Raw genomic sequence first — 20,877 nt, 5'->3', positions numbered from 1 at the left:
AATGCTGATCCCCCGTAGGGTCAAGCACCGCAAGCAGCACCACCCCAAGCGCAACGGCATGTCCAAGGGTGGCACGCAGGTTGCGTTCGGCGAGTACGGCATCCAGGCGCTGACCCCGGCGTACGTGACGAACCGTCAGATCGAGGCCGCTCGTATCGCCATGACGCGTCACATCAAGCGTGGTGGCAAGGTCTGGATCAACATCTACCCGGACCGCCCCCTCACCAAGAAGCCGGCCGAGACCCGCATGGGTTCCGGTAAGGGCTCGCCGGAGTGGTGGGTGGCCAACGTCAAGCCCGGACGCGTGATGTTCGAGCTGTCGTACCCCAACGAGAAGATCGCGCGCGAGGCCCTGACCCGTGCGGCTCACAAGCTGCCGATGAAGTGCAAGATCGTCAAGCGCGAGGCAGGTGAAGCGTGATGTCGGCCGGTACCAAGGCGTCGGAGCTGCGCGAGCTGGGCAACGAGGAGCTTCTGGCGAAGCTCCGCGAGGCCAAGGAAGAGCTGTTCAACCTCCGCTTCCAGGCGGCGACGGGCCAGCTCGAGAACCACGGTCGGCTCAAGGCCGTCCGCAAGGACATCGCGCGGATCTACACCCTGATGCGTGAGCGCGAGCTGGGCATCGAGACGGTGGAGAGCGCCTGATGAGCGAGAGCAACGTGACTGAAGAGACCAAGACGGACCGCGGTTTCCGCAAGACCCGTGAGGGTCTGGTCGTCAGCGACAAGATGGACAAGACCGTCGTCGTCGCCGTCGAGGACCGCGTCAAGCACGCGCTGTACGGCAAGGTCATCCGCCGTACGAACAAGCTCAAGGCGCACGACGAGCAGAACGCCGCCGGCGTTGGCGACCGGGTTCTCCTGATGGAGACCCGCCCGCTCTCGGCGACGAAGCGCTGGCGCGTCGTGGAGATCCTCGAGAAGGCGAAGTAATCAAGCGGGGGCGGAGCCCCCTGCTGACCCCCGCCGGGGGCGGCCATGCGGCCCCCGGCGTGGGTTTTCGCCCGCAGAGGCCTAAGTAATTCCTTCGGGGGCTACCCCGCAGGACAGTTCCGCCAGGCTCGCAGGTGTGTCCCGGAAGGGCCCTGCGGGAACCGGCAGACAACCAGGAGATAGACGTGATCCAGCAGGAGTCGCGACTGCGTGTCGCCGACAACACGGGTGCGAAGGAGATCCTCTGCATCCGTGTGCTCGGCGGCTCCGGTCGCCGCTACGCGGGTATCGGTGACGTCATCGTCGCCACCGTCAAGGACGCGATCCCCGGTGGCAACGTGAAGAAGGGTGACGTCGTCAAGGCGGTCATCGTTCGCACCGTCAAGGAGCGCCGCCGTCCGGACGGCTCGTACATCCGCTTCGACGAGAACGCCGCCGTCATTCTGAAGAACGACGGCGACCCTCGTGGCACCCGTATCTTCGGCCCGGTGGGCCGTGAGCTGCGCGAGAAGAAGTTCATGAAGATCATCTCCCTCGCGCCGGAGGTGCTGTGAGCATGAAGATCAAGAAGGGCGACCTGGTCCAGGTCATCACCGGTAAGGACAAGGGCAAGCAGGGCAAGGTCATCGCGGCCTTCCCCCGCGAGGACCGTGTCCTGGTCGAGGGTGTCAACCGGGTCAAGAAGCACACCAAGGCCGGTCCGACGGCTCGCGGTTCGCAGGCCGGCGGCATCGTCACCACCGAGGCGCCGATCCACGTCTCCAACGTCCAGCTGGTCGTGGAGAAGGACGGCAACAAGGTCGTGACCCGCGTCGGTTACCGCTTCGACGACGAAGGCAACAAGATCCGCGTTGCCAAGCGGACGGGTGAGGACATCTGATGACGACCACCACCAGCCCGCGTCTGAAGCAGAAGTACCGTGAGGAGATCACGGGCAAGCTGCGTGACGAGTTCAAGTACGAGAACGTCATGCAGATCCCCGGTCTCGTGAAGATCGTGGTCAACATGGGTGTGGGCGACGCCGCCCGCGACTCCAAGCTGATCGAGGGCGCCATCAAGGACCTCACCACGATCACCGGTCAGAAGCCGGCCGTCACCAAGGCCCGCAAGTCCATCGCGCAGTTCAAGCTGCGTGAGGGTCAGCCGATCGGTGCCCACGTCACGCTCCGTGGCGACCGCATGTGGGAGTTCCTGGACCGCACCCTGTCGCTCGCGCTGCCGCGCATCCGCGACTTCCGCGGCCTGTCCCCCAAGCAGTTCGACGGCCGTGGCAACTACACCTTCGGTCTCACGGAGCAGGTCATGTTCCACGAGATCGACCAGGACAAGATCGACCGCGTCCGGGGTATGGACATCACCGTGGTCACCACGGCGACCAACGACGCTGAGGGCCGCGCGCTCCTTCGTCACCTCGGCTTCCCCTTCAAGGAGGCGTGAGCGAGATGGCGAAGAAGGCTCTGATTGCCAAGGCTGCTCGCAAGCCCAAGTTCGGTGTGCGTGGCTACACCCGCTGCCAGCGCTGCGGCCGCCCGCACTCCGTGTACCGCAAGTTCGGCCTGTGCCGCGTGTGCCTTCGTGAGATGGCTCACCGTGGCGAGCTGCCGGGCGTGACCAAGAGCTCCTGGTAATCCCCCTAAACAGGGATTAGCAGGGCTCTCGGTAAGCATCTGGGGCGGCCGGACGTCCAGCTCACATGCCTTAGGCTTGTGGGGTTGGGCGTCTGCCGCCGCCCTTACGACTTACTACGCCGTAGGTCCACCGCGCCGCACCCGTCCCGTCTCGGATCGGGGAGAGGGATGGCGCACCAGGAAACCCCGGCGAGAGAGGCCGAAGGCCAATTCATGACCATGACTGATCCGATCGCAGACATGCTGACGCGTCTGCGGAACGCGAACTCGGCGTACCACGACTCCGTGGCGATGCCGCACTCGAAGATCAAGTCGCACATCGCGGAGATCCTCCAGCAGGAGGGCTTCATCACGGGCTGGAAGGTCGAGGACGCCGAGGTCGGCAAGAACCTCGTCCTGGAGCTGAAGTTCGGCCCCAACCGTGAGCGCTCCATCGCGGGCATCAAGCGGATCTCCAAGCCCGGTCTCCGGGTGTACGCGAAGTCCACCAACCTGCCGAAGGTTCTGGGCGGCCTGGGCGTGGCCATCATCTCCACGTCCCACGGTCTCCTGACCGACAAGCAGGCGCAGAAGAAGGGCGTGGGTGGGGAAGTCCTCGCCTACGTCTGGTAGTTCGGGAACGGAGGAGAGACAAAATGTCGCGTATCGGCAAGCTCCCCATCCCGGTTCCCGCCGGCGTGGACGTCACCATCGACGGCCGTACGGTCGCGGTCAAGGGCCCCAAGGGCGAACTGACCCACACCGTCATCGCGCCGATCGACATCGCCAAGGCCGAGGACGGCACCCTTCAGGTGCTGCGGCCCAACGACGAGCGGCAGAGCAAGGCCCTGCACGGCCTGTCCCGCACGCTGGTGGCGAACATGATCACCGGTGTGACCCAGGGATACGTCAAGAAGCTCGAAATCAGCGGTGTCGGTTACCGCGTCGTGGCGAAGGGCTCCAACCTGGAGTTCTCCCTCGGCTACAGCCACCCGATCCTGGTCGAGGCCCCCGAGGGCATCACCTTCAAGGTGGAGTCCCCGACCCGTTTCTCGGTCGAGGGCATCGACAAGCAGAAGGTCGGCGAGGTTGCGGCCAACATCCGCAAGCTGCGCAGGCCCGACCCGTACAAGGCCAAGGGCGTCAAGTACGAGGGCGAAGTCATCCGCCGCAAGGTCGGAAAGGCGGGTAAGTAAGCCATGGCATACGGACAGAAGATCCTTAAGGGCGACGCCTACAAGCGCGCCGCGATCAAGCGCCGCCACATCCGGATCCGTAAGCACATCAACGGTACGGCGGAGCGTCCGCGTCTGGTCGTTACCCGCTCGAACCGCCACATCGTGGCCCAGGTGATCGACGACATCAAGGGTCACACCCTGGCGTCGGCGTCCACCCTGGACAGCTCGATCCGCGGTGGCGAGGGCGACAAGTCCGCGCAGGCCAAGCAGGTCGGCGCCCTGGTCGCCGAGCGCGCCAAGGCCGCCGGTGTCGAGGCCGTCGTGTTCGACCGTGGTGGTAACCAGTACGCGGGGCGCATCGCCGCCCTGGCGGACGCCGCCCGCGAGGCCGGACTCAAGTTCTGAGTCCTGGTTCCGTAGCTAGCGGAGACAGAGAGAGGTAATTCCAATGGCTGGACCCCAGCGCCGCGGTGGCGGTGCCGGTGGCGGCGAGCGGCGGGACCGGAAGGGCCGTGACGGCGGCGCAGCTGCCGCCGAGAAGACCGCGTACGTTGAGCGCGTTGTCGCGATCAACCGCGTCGCCAAGGTTGTGAAGGGTGGTCGTCGCTTCAGCTTCACCGCGCTGGTCGTGGTGGGCGACGGTGACGGCACCGTGGGTGTCGGATACGGCAAGGCCAAGGAGGTGCCGGCCGCCATCGCCAAGGGCGTTGAGGAGGCCAAGAAGCACTTCTTCAAGGTCCCCCGGATCCAGGGCACCATCCCGCACCCCATTCAGGGTGAGAAGGCTGCCGGCGTCGTCCTGCTCAAGCCCGCGTCGCCCGGTACCGGTGTTATCGCCGGTGGTCCGGTGCGTGCCGTGCTCGAGTGCGCCGGTATCCACGACGTGCTGTCGAAGTCGCTCGGCTCCGACAACGCGATCAACATCGTGCACGCCACCGTGGAGGCCCTGAAGGGCCTGCAGCGTCCCGAGGAGATCGCGGCCCGCCGTGGTCTGCCCCTCGAGGACGTCGCTCCCGCGGCTCTCCTGCGTGCGCGTGCCGGGGCGGGTGCGTAATCATGGCGCAGCTCAAGATCACGCAGGTCAAGTCCTACATCGGCAGCAAGCAGAACCACCGTGACACCCTGCGCTCCCTTGGTCTCAAGGGCATCAACACGCAGGTCGTCAAGGAGGACCGCCCCGAGTTCCGCGGCATGGTGCACACCGTCCGCCACCTCGTGACGGTCGAGGAGGTCGACTGATCATGGCGGAGAACAACCCGCTCAAGATCCACAACCTCCGTCCCGCCCCGGGCGCCAAGACCGCCAAGACCCGTGTCGGTCGTGGTGAGGCGTCGAAGGGTAAGACGGCCGGTCGTGGTACCAAGGGCACGAAGGCCCGCTACCAGGTTCCGGAGCGCTTCGAGGGTGGGCAGATGCCCCTCCACATGCGCCTTCCGAAGCTGAAGGGCTTCAAGAACCCGTTCAAGACCGAGTACCAGGTCGTGAACCTCGACAAGCTGGCCGCCCTCTACCCCGAGGGTGGCGAGGTCACCGTCGAGTCGCTGGTGGCCAAGGGCGCCGTTCGCAAGAACAGCCTCGTCAAGGTCCTCGGCCAGGGCGAGATCTCCGTGGCGCTGCAGGTGACGGTCGACGCCGTCTCCGGCTCCGCCAAGGAGAAGATCACCGCCGCCGGCGGTTCCGTCACCGAGCTCGTCTGAACACCACAGGCGTCTCGATGACCTGAGCGATCCCGACCGGGGATACCCCAATAAATGGGGTATCCCCGGTTGGTCGTTCCTAGGGCGGCAGTCTCGCCGGTAAGGTGGCCTGCACTGCCCTCTTTTCACAGGGTGCTTCACTTCGGGCACTCTGAGCGGCAGTTGACCGTTACTTATTCGTCGAACCTCAAGACCGTCACCCTTGACGCAGTTGCGCGGGGGTCGCAGGAGGCACCGTGCTCACCGCGTTCGCCCGGGCGTTCAAGACGCCCGACCTGCGCAAGAAGCTGCTCTTCACGCTCGGCATCATCGTGGTCTACCGGGTCGGTACGCACATCCCGATCCCAGGTGTCGACTACCGGAACGTCCAGACCTGTATCGACAATGCCCAGGCCAACCAGGGCCTCTTCGGTCTGGTCAACATGTTCAGCGGCGGCGCGCTGCTCCAGATCACGATCTTCGCGCTGGGCATCATGCCGTACATCACGGCGAGCATCATTCTGCAGCTGCTGACCGTGGTGATCCCGCGCCTGGAAGCCCTGAAGAAGGAGGGCCAGGCCGGTACGGCGAAGATCACGCAGTACACCCGTTACCTGACGGTGGCCCTCGCCATCCTTCAGGGCACCGGCCTCGTCGCCACCGCCCGCAGCGGCGCTCTGTTCCAGGGCTGCCCGGTGGCCAGCCAGATCGTCCCGGACCAGTCGATCTTCGTCACCATCACCATGGTCATCACCATGACCGCCGGTACGGCGTTCGTGATGTGGCTCGGCGAGCTCATCACCGACCGCGGCATCGGCAACGGCATGTCGATCCTGATGTTCATCTCGATCGCCGCCACCTTCCCGTCCGCCCTGTGGGCCATCAAGGAGCAGGGCTCCCTGGCCGACGGCTGGATCGAGTTCGGCACCGTCATCGCGGTCGGCCTCGTCATGGTCGGCCTGGTCGTCTTCGTCGAGCAGGCCCAGCGCCGCATCCCGGTTCAGTACGCCAAGCGCATGATCGGCCGCCGTTCCTACGGTGGTACGTCCACGTACATCCCGCTGAAGGTGAACCAGGCGGGTGTGATCCCCGTCATCTTCGCTTCGTCGTTGCTCTACATCCCGGCGCTGATCGCCCAGTTCGCCGGAGGCACCTCGGGCTGGAAGACCTGGATCGAGCAACACTTCGTCAAGGGCGACCACCCGTACTACATCATTTCGTACTTCCTGCTGATCGTTTTCTTCGCATTCTTCTACGTCGCGATCTCCTTCAACCCCGAGGAAGTCGCCGACAACATGAAGAAGTATGGTGGCTTCATCCCGGGCATCCGGGCTGGCCGACCGACCGCTGAGTACCTGAGCTACGTACTCAACCGGATCACCTGGCCGGGTTCGCTGTACCTGGGTCTGATCGCTCTCGTACCGACGATGGCGTTGGTTGGTTTCGGGGCAAACCAGAACTTCCCGTTCGGCGGCACCAGCATCCTGATCATCGTGGGTGTCGGTCTCGAGACGGTGAAGCAGATCGAGAGCCAGCTCCAGCAGCGCAATTACGAAGGGTTCCTCCGCTGATGCGTATCGTCCTCGTCGGGCCGCCGGGTGCCGGTAAGGGAACGCAGGCCGCGTTCCTGGCCAAGAACCTGTCGATCCCGCACATCTCCACGGGCGACCTGTTCCGGGCCAACATCAGCCAGCAGACGGAACTCGGCAAACTGGCGAAGTCCTACATGGACGCGGGCAATCTCGTGCCCGACGAGGTCACTATCGCGATGGCGAAGGACCGCATGGAGCAGCCGGACGCCGAGAACGGCTTCCTGCTGGACGGCTTCCCCCGCAACGTCTCGCAGGCCGAGGCGCTCGACGAGCTGCTCGAGACCGAGAGCATGCAGCTCGACGCGGTGCTGGACCTGGAGGTCCCCGAGGACGAGGTGGTCAAGCGGATCGCCGGCCGTCGCGTCTGCCGCAACGAGTCGGCGCACGTCTTCCACGTGACGTACAAGCCGCCGGCCAAGGAAGGCGTCTGCGACGTCTGCGGCGGCGAGCTCTACCAGCGGGACGACGACTCCGAGGAGACCGTCCGCAAGCGGCTGGAGGTCTACCACACGCAGACCGAGCCGATCATCGACTACTACAAGGCACAGGGCCTGGTGGTCACGATCTCCGCGCTCGGCAAGGTGGAGGACGTCACGACGCGCGCCATGGAGGCGCTCAAGCGTGGCGAGGACGGCAAGTAGTCGTTCGTGCGCAGCTACGGCCGCGGTTCCCCCCGGGGGAGCCGCGGCTGCTGTGTGGGCGGGGCCCGTCGCGCGGCCCCGTATCGTTGAAGGCGTTCGTACCCCCGATGGTCCAGAAAGGCCGTAGCCCCCATGGTGCAGATCAAGACCCCCGAGCAGATCGCCAAGATGCGTGAGGCGGGGCTGGTCGTGGCCGCCATCCACGCGGCGACGCGTGAGGCGGCCGTGCCCGGTGCCACGACCAGGGATCTGGACCAGGTCGCGCGCAAGGTGCTCACCGAGCACAACGCCAAGCCGAACTTCCTCGGGTACGGCGGCTTCCCGGCGACGATCTGCACGTCCGTGAACGAGGTCGTCGTGCATGGCATCCCGTCCGACGACGTCGTCCTCAAGGACGGGGACGTGATCTCCATCGACTGCGGCGCGATCATCGACGGCTGGCACGGTGACGCGGCCTACACGGCCTTCGTGGGCTCCGGTCACGCTCCGGAGCTGGTCGAGCTCTCCCGGGTGACCGAGGAGTCGATGTGGGCCGGCATCGCGGCCATGAAGCAGGGCAACCGGCTGGTCGACGTCTCCCGGGCGATCGAGACGTACATCCGCCGCCAGCCCAAGCCCGGCGGCGGCCGCTACGGGATCATCGAGGACTACGGCGGCCACGGCATCGGCACCGAGATGCACATGGACCCGCACCTGCTGAACTACGTCGACCGCCGGCGCGGCAAGGGCCCGAAGCTGGTGCCGGGCTTCTGCCTCGCGATCGAGCCCATGGTGTCCCTCGGCACGCCGAAGACCGAGGTCCTCCAGGACGACTGGACGGTCGTCACCACGGACGGCACGTGGTCGTCCCACTGGGAGCACTCGGTGGCGCTGACGGAGGAGGGGCCGCTCGTGCTCACGGCTCCCGACGGGGGCAAGGCGAAGCTCGCCGAGCTCGGGATCGTCGCCGCGCCGGATCCGCTGGGCTGAACGCCTTCCGGGGAGGGCGGTGCGGTCGTGCGGCGGCTGAGGCTTCGTCGTGGTTGTTCGCGCAGTTCCCCGCGCCCCTTTGGGCGCGCTTAATGATCTCCCTGCCGGGGCAAGCTCCCTCGATTCGTGTTTCCGAGGGCCCTGACGTAGACTGACTCGTCGGCTCTTGTGCATCCGCATGTCTGCATGCGCTCGCACTGAGTCGATCAAGGTAGTCGATTCGAAGGGCGAAGCGTGGCCAAGAAGCAAGGTGCCATCGAGATCGAGGGCACTGTCGTCGAGTCTCTTCCGAACGCCATGTTCAAGGTCGAGCTCCAGAACGGCCACCAGGTCCTGGCACACATCAGCGGCAAGATGCGCATGCACTACATCCGCATCCTCCCTGACGACCGGGTCGTGGTGGAGCTGTCTCCGTACGACCTGACGCGTGGCCGGATCGTCTACCGCTACAAGTAGATCTTGCCCGCGCCCCGGCTTCCGGGGTGGTGGCACTGACCCGGAGAACCTCACCCATGAAGGTCAAGCCGAGCGTCAAGAAGATCTGCGACAAGTGCAGGGTGATCCGCCGTCACGGCCGGGTCATGGTCATCTGCGAGAACCCGCGCCACAAGCAGCGCCAGGGCTGACGCACGACCGCACCTCTGCATCCGCAGAACTTCGCGCGACGCAAGCTGAATATGTTCATACGCAGGACCCAGACCTCCGGGTCTGACACCCCCGGTCGGAGGCCGGGGACCCAGTTCGTACCTCGTACGGCGGCTGGGAGTCGGTTCTGTGGAAGACCTCCGTCAAGTAACTGGAGCCATTGAATGGCACGCGTTTCCGGTGTTGACATCCCGCGCGAAAAGCGCGTGGAGATCGCCCTCACCTATGTGTTCGGCATCGGCCGGACCCTCTCGCAGCAGACGCTGGCCGCCACCGGCGTCGACCCGAACACCCGCGTTCGCGACCTCTCCGAGGAGCAGCTCGTCGCGATCCGCGAGTACGTCGACAACAACATCAAGACCGAGGGTGACCTCCGTCGCGAGATCCAGGCCGACATCCGCCGCAAGGTCGAGATCGGTACCTACCAGGGTCTGCGTCACCGCCGCGGTCTGCCCGTCCGCGGTCAGCGCACCAGCACGAACGCTCGTACCCGCAAGGGCCCGCGTCGCGCCATCGCCGGCAAGAAGAAGCCGGGCAAGAAGTAGTCCGCAGCGGACTCGCCGTCCAGCGGTCTTCGCTGTAGGACCGACCACCTCCCGTAGGAGTTATAGATGCCCCCCAAGGGTCGTCAGGGCGCTGCCAAGAAGGTGCGCCGCAAGGAAAAGAAGAACGTCGCTCACGGCCACGCGCACATCAAGAGCACGTTCAACAACACGATCGTCTCGATCACGGACCCGTCCGGCAACGTGATCTCCTGGGCCTCCGCCGGCCACGTCGGCTTCAAGGGCTCCCGGAAGTCCACGCCGTTCGCCGCGCAGATGGCCGCCGAGTCGGCTGCCCGCCGCGCCCAGGAGCACGGCATGCGCAAGGTCGACGTGTTCGTGAAGGGCCCGGGTTCCGGTCGTGAGACCGCGATCCGCTCCCTGCAGGCCACGGGCCTCGAGGTCGGCTCCATCCAGGACGTCACCCCGACCCCGCACAACGGTTGCCGTCCGCCGAAGCGCCGCCGCGTCTGACGCGAGGCTGCTTCGCGCAGACTGAGGTTTTCGGGCGGTACGGCTCCGTAAAAGGGCCGTATCGCCCGTACCCTTGCAGTACCCGCCTCTTTTTGTCGGGGGCGGTTCAAGTCGGGCGTCAAATAGCGGGCGCCCACGACTGAAGGATCTGATCCACACATGCTGATCGCTCAGCGTCCCTCGTTGACCGAAGAGGTCGTCGACGAATTCCGCTCCCGGTTCGTGATCGAGCCGCTGGAGCCGGGCTTCGGTTACACCCTCGGCAACTCCCTCCGCCGGACCCTCCTCTCCTCGATCCCGGGTGCGGCGGTCACGTCCATCCGCATCGACGGCGTGCTGCACGAGTTCACCACCGTGCCGGGCGTCAAGGAGGACGTCACCGACCTGATCCTCAACATCAAGCAACTGGTCGTCTCCTCGGAGCACGACGAGCCGGTCGTGATGTACCTGCGCAAGCAGGGCCCGGGTCTGGTCACCGCCGCCGACATCGCGCCCCCGGCCGGTGTCGAGGTGCACAACCCCGACCTCGTCCTCGCCACGCTCAACGGCAAGGGCAAGCTGGAGATGGAGCTGACGGTCGAGCGTGGCCGTGGCTACGTGTCCGCCGTGCAGAACAAGCAGGTCGGCCAGGAGATCGGCCGGATCCCGGTCGACTCGATCTACTCGCCGGTGCTCAAGGTCACGTACAAGGTCGAGGCCACGCGTGTCGAGCAGCGGACCGACTTCGACAAGCTGATCGTCGACGTCGAGACCAAGCAGGCCATGCGTCCCCGTGACGCCATGGCGTCGGCCGGTAAGACCCTGGTCGAGCTGTTCGGTCTGGCCCGCGAGCTCAACATCGACGCCGAGGGCATCGACATGGGTCCGTCCCCGACGGACGCCGCGCTCGCCGCGGACCTGGCGCTGCCGATCGAGGAGCTGGAGCTCACGGTCCGCTCCTACAACTGCCTCAAGCGTGAGGGCATCCACTCCGTGGGTGAGCTCGTCGCCCGCTCCGAGGCCGACCTCCTCGACATTCGCAACTTCGGTGCGAAGTCGATCGACGAGGTCAAGGCGAAGCTGGCCGGCATGGGCCTCGCGCTCAAGGACAGCCCGCCCGGATTCGACCCGACCGCTGCGGCCGACGCCTTCGGCGCGGACGACGACGCGGACGCGGGCTTCGTGGAGACCGAGCAGTACTGAGTCTCTGCTTCCGGGGTTCGCGTCAGCGGACCCCGGATCTCCGACAGGCAAACCCGCCTGCTCGGATACTGACTCCGGTACCTGATACGGCCGGGGCAGACACCTAGGAGAAACACCATGCCGAAGCCCACCAAGGGTGCCCGTATGGGCGGCAGCGCCGCGCACGAGAAGCTCCTCCTCGCGAACCTCGCGAAGGCGCTGTTCGAGCACGGTCGCATCACCACCACCGAGGCGAAGGCGCGCAAGCTGCGCCCGTACGCCGAGCGCCTGGTCACCAAGGCGAAGAAGGGCGACCTTCACAACCGCCGTCAGGTGCTCCAGGTCATCACGGACAAGAGCATCGTGCACACGCTCTTCACCGAGATCGGCCCGCGCTACGAGAACCGTCCGGGTGGCTACACCCGTATCACCAAGATCGGTAACCGCCGTGGCGACAACGCGCCCATGGCTGTCATCGAGCTGGTCGAGGGGCTGACGGTGGCGCAGGAGGCGACCGGCGAGGCCGAGGCCGCGACGAAGCGTGCCGCCAAGGACGCCGAGGCTGCCGAGGCTCAGGTCGACACGACCAAGGCCGAGGACGCCGAGGAGTCCAAGGACGCCTAAGCGTCCGCCGGGACTGTTCGTTGGCGGCTGCGGATTCGTTGTGGCTTGTCGCGCAGTTCCCCGCGCCCCTTTGAGGGCGTTGGCGGGTCCGTTCCTTTTTGGGAACGGGCCCGCTTTTTGTTGCTGAGAGGATCTGTACGTGAGTGATGAAGCAGCAGCCGGTTACGTTCGTGTGCGGCTCGATCTGTCGTACGACGGGAGCGAGTTCTCCGGGTGGGCCAAGCAGGCCGGGGGGCGGCGGACCGTGCAGGGGGAGATCGAGGACGCTCTGCGGACCGTGACGCGGTCGGGGGAGACGTACGAGCTGACCGTGGCGGGACGTACCGATGCCGGGGTGCATGCCCGGGGGCAGGTGGCGCATGTCGATCTGCCGCGTGAGGTCTGGGCCGAGCACCACCAGAAGCTGCTGAAGCGGCTTGCCGGGCGGCTGCCCAGGGACGTACGGGTCTGGGCCCTCAGGGAGGCGCCCAGTGGCTTCAACGCGCGGTTCTCGGCGATCTGGAGGCGGTACGCGTACCGGGTCACCGACAACCCCGGGGGCGTCGATCCGCTGCTGCGCAACCATGTGCTCTGGCATGACTGGCCCCTGGACGTCGACGCCATGAACGAGGCCGCGCGGCGGCTGCTCGGGGAGCACGACTTCGCCGCGTACTGCAAGAAGCGGGAGGGCGCGACGACGATCCGCACGCTCCAGGAGCTGAGTCTCGTGAAGGGCGACGACGGGATCATCACCGCGACCGTGCGGGCCGACGCCTTCTGCCACAACATGGTGCGGTCGCTGATCGGGGCGCTGCTGTTCGTGGGCGACGGGCACCGGCCGCCGGACTGGCCCGCGAAGGTGCTGGCGGCCGGCGTACGGGACTCGGCCGTGCACGTCGTACGGCCGCACGGGCTGACGCTGGAGGAGGTCGGCTACCCGGCCGACGAACTGCTCGCCGCGCGCAGCAAGGAGGCGCGGAACAAGCGGTCGTTGCCGTCGGCGGGGTGCTGCTGACCGGCTTCCGCTGTTCGTCACCGGTGGGCGGAGTTCCAGGTGGTGAGCAGGCCCGAGAGGGCCGTGGCGGCGGCGGCGGCGTCGCTGCCGTCGCCACGGGCCTTGGGGGAGAGCTCCACGTGGAGGAACTTGGCGTGGTGGCGCTCAGCGGCCTTGCCCTGGACGTTCGTGGTGCCTTCCAGGGGGCAGCGGGCCGACCAGCTCCGGCAGACCCGCAGCCCGTCGGCCTGCATGGCGTCGGCCAGGGCGGCGGCCTCGGTGAGGGTGCTCCGCGCGGCTCCGGTGGACAGGACCGCCTCGTACGGGCGGTCCGAGTCCTTGGCGAAGCCGTGCAGTTGTACGCCCGGGACGTCGCGTTTCTGGAGCTCCACGACGATGGCGTGGAAGACGCTGTCCGCCCTGTGGGCGACGTCGGCGGCGTCGCCCCGGCCCGCCTCGCGGTGCGCGCCGGCGAGGACCAGCGAGCCGCCGGGGTTGTCCTCCAGGAGCCGCACGCCGAGGCGTTCGGTGTCCCGGTCGGAGACCGGGTGCGGTACCTGAGCGTTCCAGCGGACGTCGGAGTCGGCGGTCAGGTAGAGGCGCCCCCAGCGTTCGGTCCGGCCCGGGCGGGCGGCGGCGATCTCGTCGTACCGGCGGCCGGACTCGGTGTCGGTGAGGCGGGTGAGCTTGAGGCCGAGGGGGGCGAGCAGTCGTTCGGCTTTCGTGGCGTCGCCGTCCAGGAGGTGGCCGACGCTCTCGGTGACGCGCTCGCGCTGCGTGTCGTCCGGTGGGGAGTACGCGGCGTCGGGCTCCAAGTCGGCCGTGTAGGTGAGGATCCTGCTGCGGAGGTCCACCAACTCCCGGGCGTGCGGAGTGGAGTCGTCCGTTGACCGGTCCGGGGCCGATTGACAGCCGAACAAGGCGAGGACAAGTCCGATTTGGACCAGAATACGAGCCAAATGTGACTGTCTTGTGATGGTAACTTCCGTGGTGGTTGTGTGCTCCATGTGAATATGATGCGGTGACACTTCGTAATCCTCTCCGGATCGCTCGGGCAGCAACCGCTTTCGCGGCCACCGTTGCCGTGACGACCGCGTGCACCGCCGCGGCCTCCACACCGCAGGTGAAGCCGGGCGGGCGCTCGTTCACCGTCGCCGCCGCCGGTGACGTGCTGATCCACCCCGAGCTGGTCGACCAGGCTGCCAAGGATGCCAAGAAGACCGGCGAGGGAGAGGCCGGGCTGGACTTCGGGCCGCTGCTCGCCGGGGTCAAGCCGGTCATCAGCAAGGCCGATCTGGCCATCTGCCACATGGAGACGCCCGTCGGAAATCCGCGGGGCCCCTTCGAGGGGTACCCGGAGTTCCTCGTCCCGCCCCAGATCCTGACGACGCTCAAGGGTGTGGGCTACGACACCTGCTCGACGGCCTCCAACCACACCTACGACCACGGTCTGGGCGCTGTACGGCGCACCCTGAACGCCATGGACAAGGCCGGCCTCGGGCACACCGGCTCCGCCCGCACGCCCGAGGAAGCGGAACGGATCAACATCCGTGACGTCAAGGGCGTCAAGGTCGCCCACCTCTCGTTCTCCTGGATGTCGTTCCGCCACCCGACGCCGGAGAAGGAGAAATGGGCGTTCAACGAGCTCGACGCGGACGCGATCAAGGACGCCGAGGCCCGGGCCCGCGAGAAGGGCGCCGAGGTGGTCATCCTCTCGGTTCACTGGGGAGCCGAGCACTACAACGAACCGAGCGTCGCCCAGCTGCGGTTGGCGGAGCGGCTCAGCGAGGAGACCGGGATCGACCTGGTGATCGGGCACCACTCCCACGCCGTGCAGCCGATCCAGAAGGTGAACGGCACCTGGGTCGCCTACAGCCTGGGCAACCAGGTCGCCCGCCACTCCTCGCCCACCGGGGTCACGGAGGAGGGCGCGATCGGCTGGTTCGAGTTCCGCGAGACGACCGACGGCTGGGACGTCTCCGCCCGCTACGCCACGACGCTCGTGGACATCCCACCCGAGGTGGAGGCCGATGAGAAGCCGCCCGCCGACGCGGTCGAGGCCCACCGGCTGGTGGACGTGCGGCGGGCGCTCGAAAGCCCGGGCGACCTCTCCGAGGAGCGGCTGGCCCGCTACCGGCTGGCGGCCGACCGCACGCGCGGCTTCCTGTACAACCGCGGGGCGCCGGGCGGCGACGGTCTGAAGGAACTCACGCTGGAGCGTGAGTAGCGCCACAGCGGGGGCGAGCGACACAACCTCGCCCCGCCCCAACAGTCTTGTAAACGGCGGTCCGTTGCCTCTCCCGCGGGAGCGGTGTTCTGTGCGGCCGTCCTTCACCCAGAGAGGCCGGAGGAGACCACCGGTGACACCCACCCGCGCCGTGCGCCCCGTGAAGGGGGGACGGCGGCGCAGCCGGAGACGCGCGGACATGCCGCTGCTGGGCGGCATCCGTCCGCCGATCGCGCTGCTGTGCGTGCTGGTGCTCGCCCTCGCGGGCCTGACCGCCCAGGTGCTCGGCCCGGCCGGTGAGCCGGCCGTACCGCAGGCGGTGCTCTCCTCGCAGCAGCACTTCGCGGAAGATGGCGCCATCGCCCTGCGTGCCTCGATCGACGAGCGGGTCACCGACCTGAACCGCACCGCCGCCGCGCTGAACGCGGGGCCGCCGGTCAAGCCCGAGCGCGTCCTGTCCGACCTGGGCAAGACCTACCAGAAGTGGACGGGCACCACGGTCCTGGACCTGGAGAGCGGCAAGGTGCTGGCCGCCAGGGGTGAAACGATTCCCCTCGGCTGGCTGGACAAGGACGTCCTCACCGGGGACACGGCCCTCAAGCCCCGTATGGTGCGGCTGGAGACCGGCGACGTCCGCCTGATGACCATGGCGGTCCTGGACTTCGAGGACGGGCCGCAGCAGCTGCTGCTCGCCTCCAACAGCCTGTCCGTGCCCGCCATCAACCTGGGCCAGTTCCGCTCCATGGCCGTCGTCGCCACCGGCGGGGAGATCCTCGCCACGGCAGGCTTCGAGCAGTCCGAGGCGCTCAACACCGACCAGGAGCGCCAGGAGCTGGCCTTCCTCCAGAAGCAGATGAGCGGGCTGTCCGCCGAGGCGGCGCGGGAGACCGAGCAGGACCCGGTCAGTGCCAGGGAGCCGGGCTCCCGCGGCTACCCCGGCGTCAGCGGGACCCTGGTCGGCGGGAGCTACAACGGCCGTGTCGCCACGGCCGGTTACGCCTCCCTCTCCTCCTCGGACCCGGAGGACAAGAAGAGCGTCGGCGCGGGCCTGGGGCTCACCGTCGTCGCCCTGCTGCCCGTGGTCCAGCAGCAGGCCGCCGGTCCGGACCGCGAGCTGTACGGACTGCTGGCGGCCGGAGCCCTGGTGGTGCTCGGACTGCTCGCCGCGGCCGTGCTGTGGGCGAGCGTGCAGCGGCCGTTGCTGCGGCTGTTCCTCGAGTCCCGCCGACTGGCGCGGGGCGACCTGACGCGCCCGGTGGACGTGCCCCGCTGGGGTGAGGCCGCGCGCGTCGGCTCCGCCCTGGAGAGGCTGCGCGCGCAGCTGGGTGGCCAGGCCGGTGATCCCGGCGGGCGCCAGCGCGTCAAGGGGCGCTTCGGGGTGCGCGGGCCGCTCGCGCTGACCGCCCTACTGCTGTTGCTGTGGTGCCTGCCCGTCGGCCTCCTGCTGAACCGCACCGACGACTCCGTCAGCATCCCGGCCAGCATGGTCGCGGACCAGCGTGACCGTACCGACCTGGTCGCCGACCGGGTGCGCCGGGCGCTCAACGAGGCGCAGGCGGACCTGGTCTCCACGTCCCGGCTGATCGACCCGGACGACGCCGACGCCGGCCGCGCTCTGCTCGAGGAAACCCTGCGCGAGCACACCCGTTACCAGGCGCTGTACCTCCTCGACGAGGACGGCGAGGTCGTCGCCCGCGCGGGCAAGGAGCCGCACGCCGGTTTCGCCGACGCGGACGACCTGCCGCTGGTCCGGGTGACCGGCAAGGGCGGGAAGAAGCCGGTCGTCCAGGCCGGAGCGCCCCTGCCCGACCACAAGGACATGACCCTGGTCGGCGAGGTCCGGGTCGAGTTCCTCAGCTCGTTGCTGAAGCGGCCCGGGCTCGGCGAGGTCCGCGTGGTGGACTCCAAGGCGGAGACCATCGCCGCCAGCGACGGCTTCCTGGCCTTCGAGGAACTCCCGCGCGACGCGCTCGCCGACCTCGTCCGGGCCGGCCGTGTCCACGCCGGCGCCGGTCCCGTCGAGAACGGCCTGCTGATCCGCGAAGGACGCGGGACCACGGTCGCCGCGGCCGCCCCGTTCTCCGGCGGTGGCGTGGCGGCCGACATCGGCTGGACCGTGGTCAGCTGGCAGAACGCCAAGGACTTCCAGATCACCCCGTACCAGCGCGAGGACCGCAGCGTCCTGGCCGGACTGCTCGGTCTGGCCCTGATCGTCGTCTGCCTCGGCTGGGTGTACCTGGTCGTGGCGCGGCCGATGCGGGCCCTGGCGGCCAGTGCGGAGAAGCTGGCCGACGGCGACCTCAAGTCCGTGCTGTACCCCCGCTACCAGGACGAGGTCGGCGCCGTCGTGCGCAGCCTCGAACTGCTGCGCCAGCAACTCCAGGCCCGTAAGCAGACCCAGGCGCGCCGGCTCGCGGAGCCGGAAGCCGGCGTTCGGGGAAGGTGACCCAGCCGTGCTCTATCTGTACTTCGTCCTGCTCACCGGCAGTGTGCTGCTGCTGGTGGCGGGCATCGTGGAACAGCGCCGGCACTACGCCAGCCTGCACAGCATCCCGTCGCGCGTGCTCGTGAACGGCATCCGCGGCAAGTCCTCCATCACCCGGCTGTGCGCCGGGGCGCTGCGTGGCGGCGACCTGGTCACCGTGGCGAAGACCACGGGTACGGCGGCCCGGTTCATCCACCCGGACGCCACCGAGGAGCCGGTCTACCGCAAGTTCGGCATCGCCAACGTGGTGGAGCAGATCGGCATCGTGCGCCGGGCCGCCACGTACCGGCCCGACGCCCTCGTCATCGAGTGCATGGCCGTCATGCCGGCCCTGCAGGAGGTGAACCAGAGCAAGCTGATCCGCTCCACGATCGGCGTGCTGTGCAACGTCCGTGAGGACCACCTCGCCGAGATGGGACCCACCCTCGACGACGTGGCGCGGTCGCTGTGCCGCTCCATGCCGGAGGACGGCATCTGCGTCACCGCCGAGAAGGAACGCTTCCACATCCTCCAGGAGGAGGCCGACGCCCGTAACTGCCAGTTGATCTACGCCGACCCGGAGACCGTCACCGACGAGGAGCTGCGCGGCTTCAGCTGGTTCACCTTCAAGGAGAACGTCGCGATCGCCCTCGTCGTGGCCGAACTGCTCGGCGTGGAACGGCAGGTCGCCCTGCAGGGCATGTACGACGCCCCGCCGGACCCGGGCGTGCTGTCCGTCGAGCGCTACGCGACGCCCGAGGGCAAGCGGCTCGCCTTCGCCAACGTCTTCGCGGCCAACGACCCCGAGTCGACGCTGATGAACATCAACCAGCTGCTCGACCTCGGAGCCATCCACCGGCCGCTGAACGTCGTGATCAACTGCCGGCCCGACCGCGTGGAGCGCAACGGGCAGATGGGCGAGATCATCCCCGACCTCCAGCCGGACCACGTCTTCGTCATCGGGCACCCCGCCAAGAGCGCGATCGACGCCATCCCCGCCGAGTGGCGCGACCGCGCGATCGACCTCGGGGGCGAACGGCGGTCGGCCGAGGAGTTCATGCCCGCCCTGCTGGAGCGCCTGTCCGCCGACTCCTCCCTGGTCGCCATCGGCAACATCCACGGCCAGGGCGAGGAACTGCTGGAGTACCTGGCCGAACTCCCGGCGGACGAGTCCGCCCCCGACGACGCCGCCCGGCCCTCGGCTGCGGCCGCACCGGCCCAGCCGGCCCGCCTGGACCCCTACGCCTCGTACCCCATGGCCTACGAGGAGCGCTACCAGGCCTCGCAGACCCAGGAGATCCCGGTGGTCCGCATCCCCGCCCAGCCGTCGGGCCCGTACGCCGACGCCGGGCACCCCGGCCCGGCTCCCTACCAGCACGGGCCGTACGCCGATCCGGCCCAGCAGACATGGCAGTACGCCGACGAGCCCTACGGGTACGTCCCGGCTGACGACGGAGGACACCCTCCCCGTTCCTGACGTCCACGGGCGGGGTGAGCGCCGCCCGCAGGACCGCCGATCGCCCCGTACCGAACCCGTACCCGTACCCCGTGCCCGGAGACCCCGTTGACCACCGCCGCCCTGACCCCCGAGATGGCCGCCCTCGGCATCGCCATCGGCCTGTTCTTCTCGTTGCTGTGCTACCTGACCACCAACCTGTCGCCCGGCGGCATGATCACGCCGGGCTGGCTCGCCCTGACCCTCATCGAGGACCTCCAGCGGGCGGCCATGGTGGTCGGCGTCACCGCCCTCACCTACGCGGGCACCAAGGTCATGCAGCGGCTGGTGATCCTCTACGGCAAGCGGCTGTTCGCCGCGGTGGTCCTGCTGGGCGTGCTGCTCCAGGCCACCGTGATGATCGTGCTCTCGATCGAGTTCCCGCTGCTGTACGGCAACCAGACCCTCGGCTTCATCGTGCCCGGCCTGATCGCGTACCAGATGGTCCGCCAGCCCAAGGGGGCGACGCTGCTGGCGACCGGCACCGTCTCGCTCATGGCCTACATCGTCGTCGCCGCCGGACTGCTGCTCGGCATCATGCCCACCGTCTGAGACCGGCGTCCCGGCGACCGATAACCCAGGAGAGAACACATGGCAGGGAAGAAGAAATCGAGGCCGGTCCTCTCCGGCCTCGTGGTGCTGGGGCTCGTCGCGACCTCCGGCTACCTCACCGTGGAGCTTCGCAAGCAGGAGGACAAAGGCGTCCCGGAGATCACGAACGTCGGAGTGCTGGACGGCTCGGATCGGGCCGACGGCGCGACGAAGGCCCGCGACAAGGGCGGGAAGAGCTGGTCCCGGCTGGAGAACCCCGCCCGCTCCGTGCTGCGCGGGTCCGACGGCCAGGTCAAGGCGGTGTTCACCGACGGGGCGCGCACCGCGACCCTGACCGGACCGGCCCGCACCTTCGCCGAGCCCTCGTCGACGAGCTCCAAGGTCTCCACGACGGACTGGGTCCGCCTCATGCCCGAGCCCTGGAAGAAGGGCGCGGACCAGCAGAAGTGGTTCAAGGACTGGTACGCCCAGTACGAGTCCAGCAAGGAGGACGACCTCCTGGCCATCGCCTTCCAATACGTAGCGGGCGCCAAGCAGAAGAAGGACGAGCAGGGCACCGTCTACGCCGGTGACGCCAACTTCGGGCCCCTCAACACGGGCGGGGCGGAAGGCGGGGACCTGCGCCTGGAGCAGTCCGACTTCTACGACTACCTCGGCGTCCAGTACCCCTTCCGGGACGGCGTGATCGGGCAGCCGGAGACCGCGCGCGCCCGGTCGATCGACTGCTCGGGCTACATGCGGATGGTGTTCGGCTACCGCGGCCGCTTCCCGCTCATGTCCTCGGACGAGTCGGGCGACGGCCTGCCGCGCACCGCCAACGGCATGGCCCGCTCCAAGCAGGGTGCCGACATCCTGCCGCTCGCCGGGATCTCGCCCAAGGACCGGCCCACTGGCATCGACCAGCTCCAGCCCGGGGACCTCGTCTTCTTCAAGCTCGACACCCGGACGAAGCAGCGCCTGGACCACGTCGGCATGGTCCTCGGCTACGACACCGAGGGCCACCTGCTCTTCGTCTCCAGCCGCGAGGAGGTCAACGGACCGACCATCGGCGATGTCGGCGGAGTGTCCCGGCTGGACGGCAACGGCTACTACGCCAAGACGCTGCGCAGCGCGAAGAGGCTGTGA

The 20,877-nt window shown here is 68.0% G+C and carries 29 protein-coding genes; 28 read left to right on the top strand and 1 reads right to left on the bottom strand.

Features of this window, described 5'->3' with window-relative positions:
* Window position 1 precedes the first annotated feature (1 nt).
* From rplP to truA, 23 genes are all read left to right on the top strand, one after another.
* Entirely contained in the window at window positions 2–421 is a 420-nt protein-coding gene (gene rplP / locus ACZ6TU_RS03030) for a 50S ribosomal protein L16 (RefSeq protein ID WP_004984526.1), read from the top strand.
* Window positions 421–645: a 50S ribosomal protein L29 gene (gene rpmC / locus ACZ6TU_RS03025; protein WP_003974259.1), complete on the top strand. Its 225-nt coding sequence runs from the start codon at window positions 421–423 to the stop codon at window positions 643–645. Before rplP ends, rpmC begins: the two co-directional genes overlap by 1 nt.
* A complete protein-coding gene (rpsQ, locus tag ACZ6TU_RS03020; protein ID WP_010036717.1) occupies window positions 645–932 on the top strand; it encodes a 30S ribosomal protein S17 in 288 nt (95 codons plus the stop codon). Before rpmC ends, rpsQ begins: the two co-directional genes overlap by 1 nt.
* Window positions 933–1,117: 185 nt before the next feature.
* The gene (gene rplN / locus ACZ6TU_RS03015) at window positions 1,118–1,486 is read left to right on the top strand and encodes a 50S ribosomal protein L14 (RefSeq protein ID WP_003998823.1); all 369 of its coding nucleotides are present in this window, start codon (window positions 1,118–1,120) and stop codon (window positions 1,484–1,486) included.
* A gap of 2 nt (window positions 1,487–1,488) precedes the next feature.
* The gene (gene rplX / locus ACZ6TU_RS03010; RefSeq protein WP_003992365.1) at window positions 1,489–1,812 is read left to right on the top strand and encodes a 50S ribosomal protein L24; all 324 of its coding nucleotides are present in this window, start codon (window positions 1,489–1,491) and stop codon (window positions 1,810–1,812) included.
* A complete protein-coding gene (rplE, locus tag ACZ6TU_RS03005) occupies window positions 1,812–2,369 on the top strand; it encodes a 50S ribosomal protein L5 (RefSeq protein ID WP_399163065.1) in 558 nt (185 codons plus the stop codon). The genes rplX and rplE overlap by 1 nt, the downstream gene beginning before the upstream one ends.
* A gap of 5 nt (window positions 2,370–2,374) precedes the next feature.
* Complete coding sequence (locus tag ACZ6TU_RS03000; RefSeq protein ID WP_003948630.1) at window positions 2,375–2,560, top strand: type Z 30S ribosomal protein S14; 186 nt, start codon at window positions 2,375–2,377, stop codon at window positions 2,558–2,560.
* A gap of 213 nt (window positions 2,561–2,773) precedes the next feature.
* A complete protein-coding gene (rpsH, locus tag ACZ6TU_RS02995; protein WP_003992367.1) occupies window positions 2,774–3,172 on the top strand; it encodes a 30S ribosomal protein S8 in 399 nt (132 codons plus the stop codon).
* A gap of 23 nt (window positions 3,173–3,195) precedes the next feature.
* Window positions 3,196–3,735: a 50S ribosomal protein L6 gene (gene rplF, locus ACZ6TU_RS02990; RefSeq protein ID WP_010036705.1), complete on the top strand. Its 540-nt coding sequence runs from the start codon at window positions 3,196–3,198 to the stop codon at window positions 3,733–3,735.
* Between the two features lie 3 nt (window positions 3,736–3,738).
* Complete coding sequence (gene rplR, locus ACZ6TU_RS02985) at window positions 3,739–4,122, top strand: 50S ribosomal protein L18 (protein ID WP_003992369.1); 384 nt, start codon at window positions 3,739–3,741, stop codon at window positions 4,120–4,122.
* Between the two features lie 43 nt (window positions 4,123–4,165).
* The gene (gene rpsE / locus ACZ6TU_RS02980; RefSeq protein ID WP_009190144.1) at window positions 4,166–4,771 is read left to right on the top strand and encodes a 30S ribosomal protein S5; all 606 of its coding nucleotides are present in this window, start codon (window positions 4,166–4,168) and stop codon (window positions 4,769–4,771) included.
* A gap of 2 nt (window positions 4,772–4,773) precedes the next feature.
* A complete protein-coding gene (rpmD, locus tag ACZ6TU_RS02975) occupies window positions 4,774–4,956 on the top strand; it encodes a 50S ribosomal protein L30 (protein ID WP_003974250.1) in 183 nt (60 codons plus the stop codon).
* A 2-nt stretch (window positions 4,957–4,958) separates the two neighbouring features.
* A complete protein-coding gene (rplO, locus tag ACZ6TU_RS02970) occupies window positions 4,959–5,414 on the top strand; it encodes a 50S ribosomal protein L15 (RefSeq protein ID WP_338782542.1) in 456 nt (151 codons plus the stop codon).
* Window positions 5,415–5,650: 236 nt separating this feature from the next.
* Window positions 5,651–6,964, top strand: coding sequence for a preprotein translocase subunit SecY (secY, locus tag ACZ6TU_RS02965; protein WP_307176973.1), 1,314 nt, complete (start codon window positions 5,651–5,653; stop codon window positions 6,962–6,964).
* Window positions 6,964–7,626 (top strand): adenylate kinase, encoded by a 663-nt coding sequence (locus tag ACZ6TU_RS02960; RefSeq protein WP_467672046.1) that lies wholly within the window; start codon window positions 6,964–6,966, stop codon window positions 7,624–7,626. Before secY ends, ACZ6TU_RS02960 begins: the two co-directional genes overlap by 1 nt.
* Window positions 7,627–7,758: 132 nt before the next feature.
* A complete protein-coding gene (gene map, locus ACZ6TU_RS02955) occupies window positions 7,759–8,595 on the top strand; it encodes a type I methionyl aminopeptidase (RefSeq protein WP_467672044.1) in 837 nt (278 codons plus the stop codon).
* 234 nt (window positions 8,596–8,829) lie between these two features.
* A complete protein-coding gene (gene infA / locus ACZ6TU_RS02950; RefSeq protein WP_003948620.1) occupies window positions 8,830–9,051 on the top strand; it encodes a translation initiation factor IF-1 in 222 nt (73 codons plus the stop codon).
* A 56-nt stretch (window positions 9,052–9,107) separates the two neighbouring features.
* Entirely contained in the window at window positions 9,108–9,221 is a 114-nt protein-coding gene (rpmJ, locus tag ACZ6TU_RS02945; protein WP_003998809.1) for a 50S ribosomal protein L36, read from the top strand.
* A gap of 183 nt (window positions 9,222–9,404) precedes the next feature.
* Window positions 9,405–9,785, top strand: a complete 381-nt coding sequence (gene rpsM / locus ACZ6TU_RS02940) for a 30S ribosomal protein S13 (RefSeq protein ID WP_004984507.1) — start codon at window positions 9,405–9,407, stop codon at window positions 9,783–9,785.
* Window positions 9,786–9,851: 66 nt separating this feature from the next.
* Window positions 9,852–10,256, top strand: a complete 405-nt coding sequence (gene rpsK / locus ACZ6TU_RS02935; protein WP_003956432.1) for a 30S ribosomal protein S11 — start codon at window positions 9,852–9,854, stop codon at window positions 10,254–10,256.
* Between the two features lie 159 nt (window positions 10,257–10,415).
* Window positions 10,416–11,438 carry a DNA-directed RNA polymerase subunit alpha gene (locus tag ACZ6TU_RS02930; RefSeq protein WP_003966937.1) on the top strand — a complete coding sequence of 341 codons (1,023 nt, stop codon included), beginning with the start codon at window positions 10,416–10,418 and terminating at the stop codon, window positions 11,436–11,438.
* A 117-nt stretch (window positions 11,439–11,555) separates the two neighbouring features.
* Window positions 11,556–12,041 (top strand): 50S ribosomal protein L17, encoded by a 486-nt coding sequence (gene rplQ, locus ACZ6TU_RS02925; protein ID WP_467672042.1) that lies wholly within the window; start codon window positions 11,556–11,558, stop codon window positions 12,039–12,041.
* A gap of 139 nt (window positions 12,042–12,180) precedes the next feature.
* Window positions 12,181–13,035 carry a tRNA pseudouridine(38-40) synthase TruA gene (gene truA / locus ACZ6TU_RS02920; RefSeq protein ID WP_467672040.1) on the top strand — a complete coding sequence of 285 codons (855 nt, stop codon included), beginning with the start codon at window positions 12,181–12,183 and terminating at the stop codon, window positions 13,033–13,035.
* 17 nt (window positions 13,036–13,052) lie between these two features.
* Here truA and ACZ6TU_RS02915 read toward each other — a convergent pair whose 3' ends face one another.
* Window positions 13,053–13,868, bottom strand: coding sequence for a hypothetical protein (locus ACZ6TU_RS02915; RefSeq protein ID WP_469546211.1), 816 nt, complete (start codon window positions 13,866–13,868; stop codon window positions 13,053–13,055).
* 230 nt (window positions 13,869–14,098) lie between these two features.
* On the opposite strand from ACZ6TU_RS02915, the gene ACZ6TU_RS02910 reads away from it, so the two are divergent.
* From ACZ6TU_RS02910 to ACZ6TU_RS02890, 5 genes are all read left to right on the top strand, one after another.
* On the top strand, window positions 14,099–15,241 hold the full coding sequence (locus ACZ6TU_RS02910; RefSeq protein WP_469546208.1) for a CapA family protein: 1,143 nt from the start codon (window positions 14,099–14,101) through the stop codon (window positions 15,239–15,241).
* 199 nt (window positions 15,242–15,440) lie between these two features.
* Entirely contained in the window at window positions 15,441–17,687 is a 2,247-nt protein-coding gene (locus tag ACZ6TU_RS02905; protein ID WP_469546583.1) for a HAMP domain-containing protein, read from the top strand.
* A 7-nt stretch (window positions 17,688–17,694) separates the two neighbouring features.
* Window positions 17,695–19,182, top strand: coding sequence for a poly-gamma-glutamate synthase PgsB (gene pgsB / locus ACZ6TU_RS02900; protein ID WP_467672034.1), 1,488 nt, complete (start codon window positions 17,695–17,697; stop codon window positions 19,180–19,182).
* Between the two features lie 87 nt (window positions 19,183–19,269).
* Complete coding sequence (locus ACZ6TU_RS02895) at window positions 19,270–19,752, top strand: poly-gamma-glutamate biosynthesis protein PgsC/CapC (protein ID WP_020276280.1); 483 nt, start codon at window positions 19,270–19,272, stop codon at window positions 19,750–19,752.
* Window positions 19,753–19,791: 39 nt separating this feature from the next.
* Window positions 19,792–20,877, top strand: a complete 1,086-nt coding sequence (locus ACZ6TU_RS02890; RefSeq protein ID WP_467672032.1) for an NlpC/P60 family protein — start codon at window positions 19,792–19,794, stop codon at window positions 20,875–20,877.

This window comes from Streptomyces sp. NPDC052064 (assembly GCF_055585925.1).
This window is presented reverse-complemented; position numbering and strand designations above follow the sequence as displayed.

What these genes read in the sequence shown, in the direction of transcription:
- rplP (WP_004984526.1), top strand. Translation starts at nt 2, where the DNA reads ATGCTGATCCCCCGTAGGGTCAAGCACCGCAAGCAGCACCACCCCAAG.
- rpmC (WP_003974259.1), top strand. Translation starts at nt 421, where the DNA reads ATGTCGGCCGGTACCAAGGCGTCGGAGCTGCGCGAGCTGGGCAACGAG.
- rpsQ (WP_010036717.1), top strand. Translation starts at nt 645, where the DNA reads ATGAGCGAGAGCAACGTGACTGAAGAGACCAAGACGGACCGCGGTTTC.
- rplX (WP_003992365.1), top strand. Translation starts at nt 1,489, where the DNA reads ATGAAGATCAAGAAGGGCGACCTGGTCCAGGTCATCACCGGTAAGGAC.
- rplE (WP_399163065.1), top strand. Translation starts at nt 1,812, where the DNA reads ATGACGACCACCACCAGCCCGCGTCTGAAGCAGAAGTACCGTGAGGAG.
- ACZ6TU_RS03000 (WP_003948630.1), top strand. Translation starts at nt 2,375, where the DNA reads ATGGCGAAGAAGGCTCTGATTGCCAAGGCTGCTCGCAAGCCCAAGTTC.
- rpsH (WP_003992367.1), top strand. Translation starts at nt 2,774, where the DNA reads ATGACCATGACTGATCCGATCGCAGACATGCTGACGCGTCTGCGGAAC.
- rplF (WP_010036705.1), top strand. Translation starts at nt 3,196, where the DNA reads ATGTCGCGTATCGGCAAGCTCCCCATCCCGGTTCCCGCCGGCGTGGAC.
- rplR (WP_003992369.1), top strand. Translation starts at nt 3,739, where the DNA reads ATGGCATACGGACAGAAGATCCTTAAGGGCGACGCCTACAAGCGCGCC.
- rpsE (WP_009190144.1), top strand. Translation starts at nt 4,166, where the DNA reads ATGGCTGGACCCCAGCGCCGCGGTGGCGGTGCCGGTGGCGGCGAGCGG.
- rpmD (WP_003974250.1), top strand. Translation starts at nt 4,774, where the DNA reads ATGGCGCAGCTCAAGATCACGCAGGTCAAGTCCTACATCGGCAGCAAG.
- rplO (WP_338782542.1), top strand. Translation starts at nt 4,959, where the DNA reads ATGGCGGAGAACAACCCGCTCAAGATCCACAACCTCCGTCCCGCCCCG.
- ACZ6TU_RS02960 (WP_467672046.1), top strand. Translation starts at nt 6,964, where the DNA reads ATGCGTATCGTCCTCGTCGGGCCGCCGGGTGCCGGTAAGGGAACGCAG.
- map (WP_467672044.1), top strand. Translation starts at nt 7,759, where the DNA reads ATGGTGCAGATCAAGACCCCCGAGCAGATCGCCAAGATGCGTGAGGCG.
- rpmJ (WP_003998809.1), top strand. Translation starts at nt 9,108, where the DNA reads ATGAAGGTCAAGCCGAGCGTCAAGAAGATCTGCGACAAGTGCAGGGTG.
- rpsM (WP_004984507.1), top strand. Translation starts at nt 9,405, where the DNA reads ATGGCACGCGTTTCCGGTGTTGACATCCCGCGCGAAAAGCGCGTGGAG.
- rpsK (WP_003956432.1), top strand. Translation starts at nt 9,852, where the DNA reads ATGCCCCCCAAGGGTCGTCAGGGCGCTGCCAAGAAGGTGCGCCGCAAG.
- ACZ6TU_RS02930 (WP_003966937.1), top strand. Translation starts at nt 10,416, where the DNA reads ATGCTGATCGCTCAGCGTCCCTCGTTGACCGAAGAGGTCGTCGACGAA.
- rplQ (WP_467672042.1), top strand. Translation starts at nt 11,556, where the DNA reads ATGCCGAAGCCCACCAAGGGTGCCCGTATGGGCGGCAGCGCCGCGCAC.
- ACZ6TU_RS02905 (WP_469546583.1), top strand. Translation starts at nt 15,441, where the DNA reads ATGCCGCTGCTGGGCGGCATCCGTCCGCCGATCGCGCTGCTGTGCGTG.
- ACZ6TU_RS02890 (WP_467672032.1), top strand. Translation starts at nt 19,792, where the DNA reads ATGGCAGGGAAGAAGAAATCGAGGCCGGTCCTCTCCGGCCTCGTGGTG.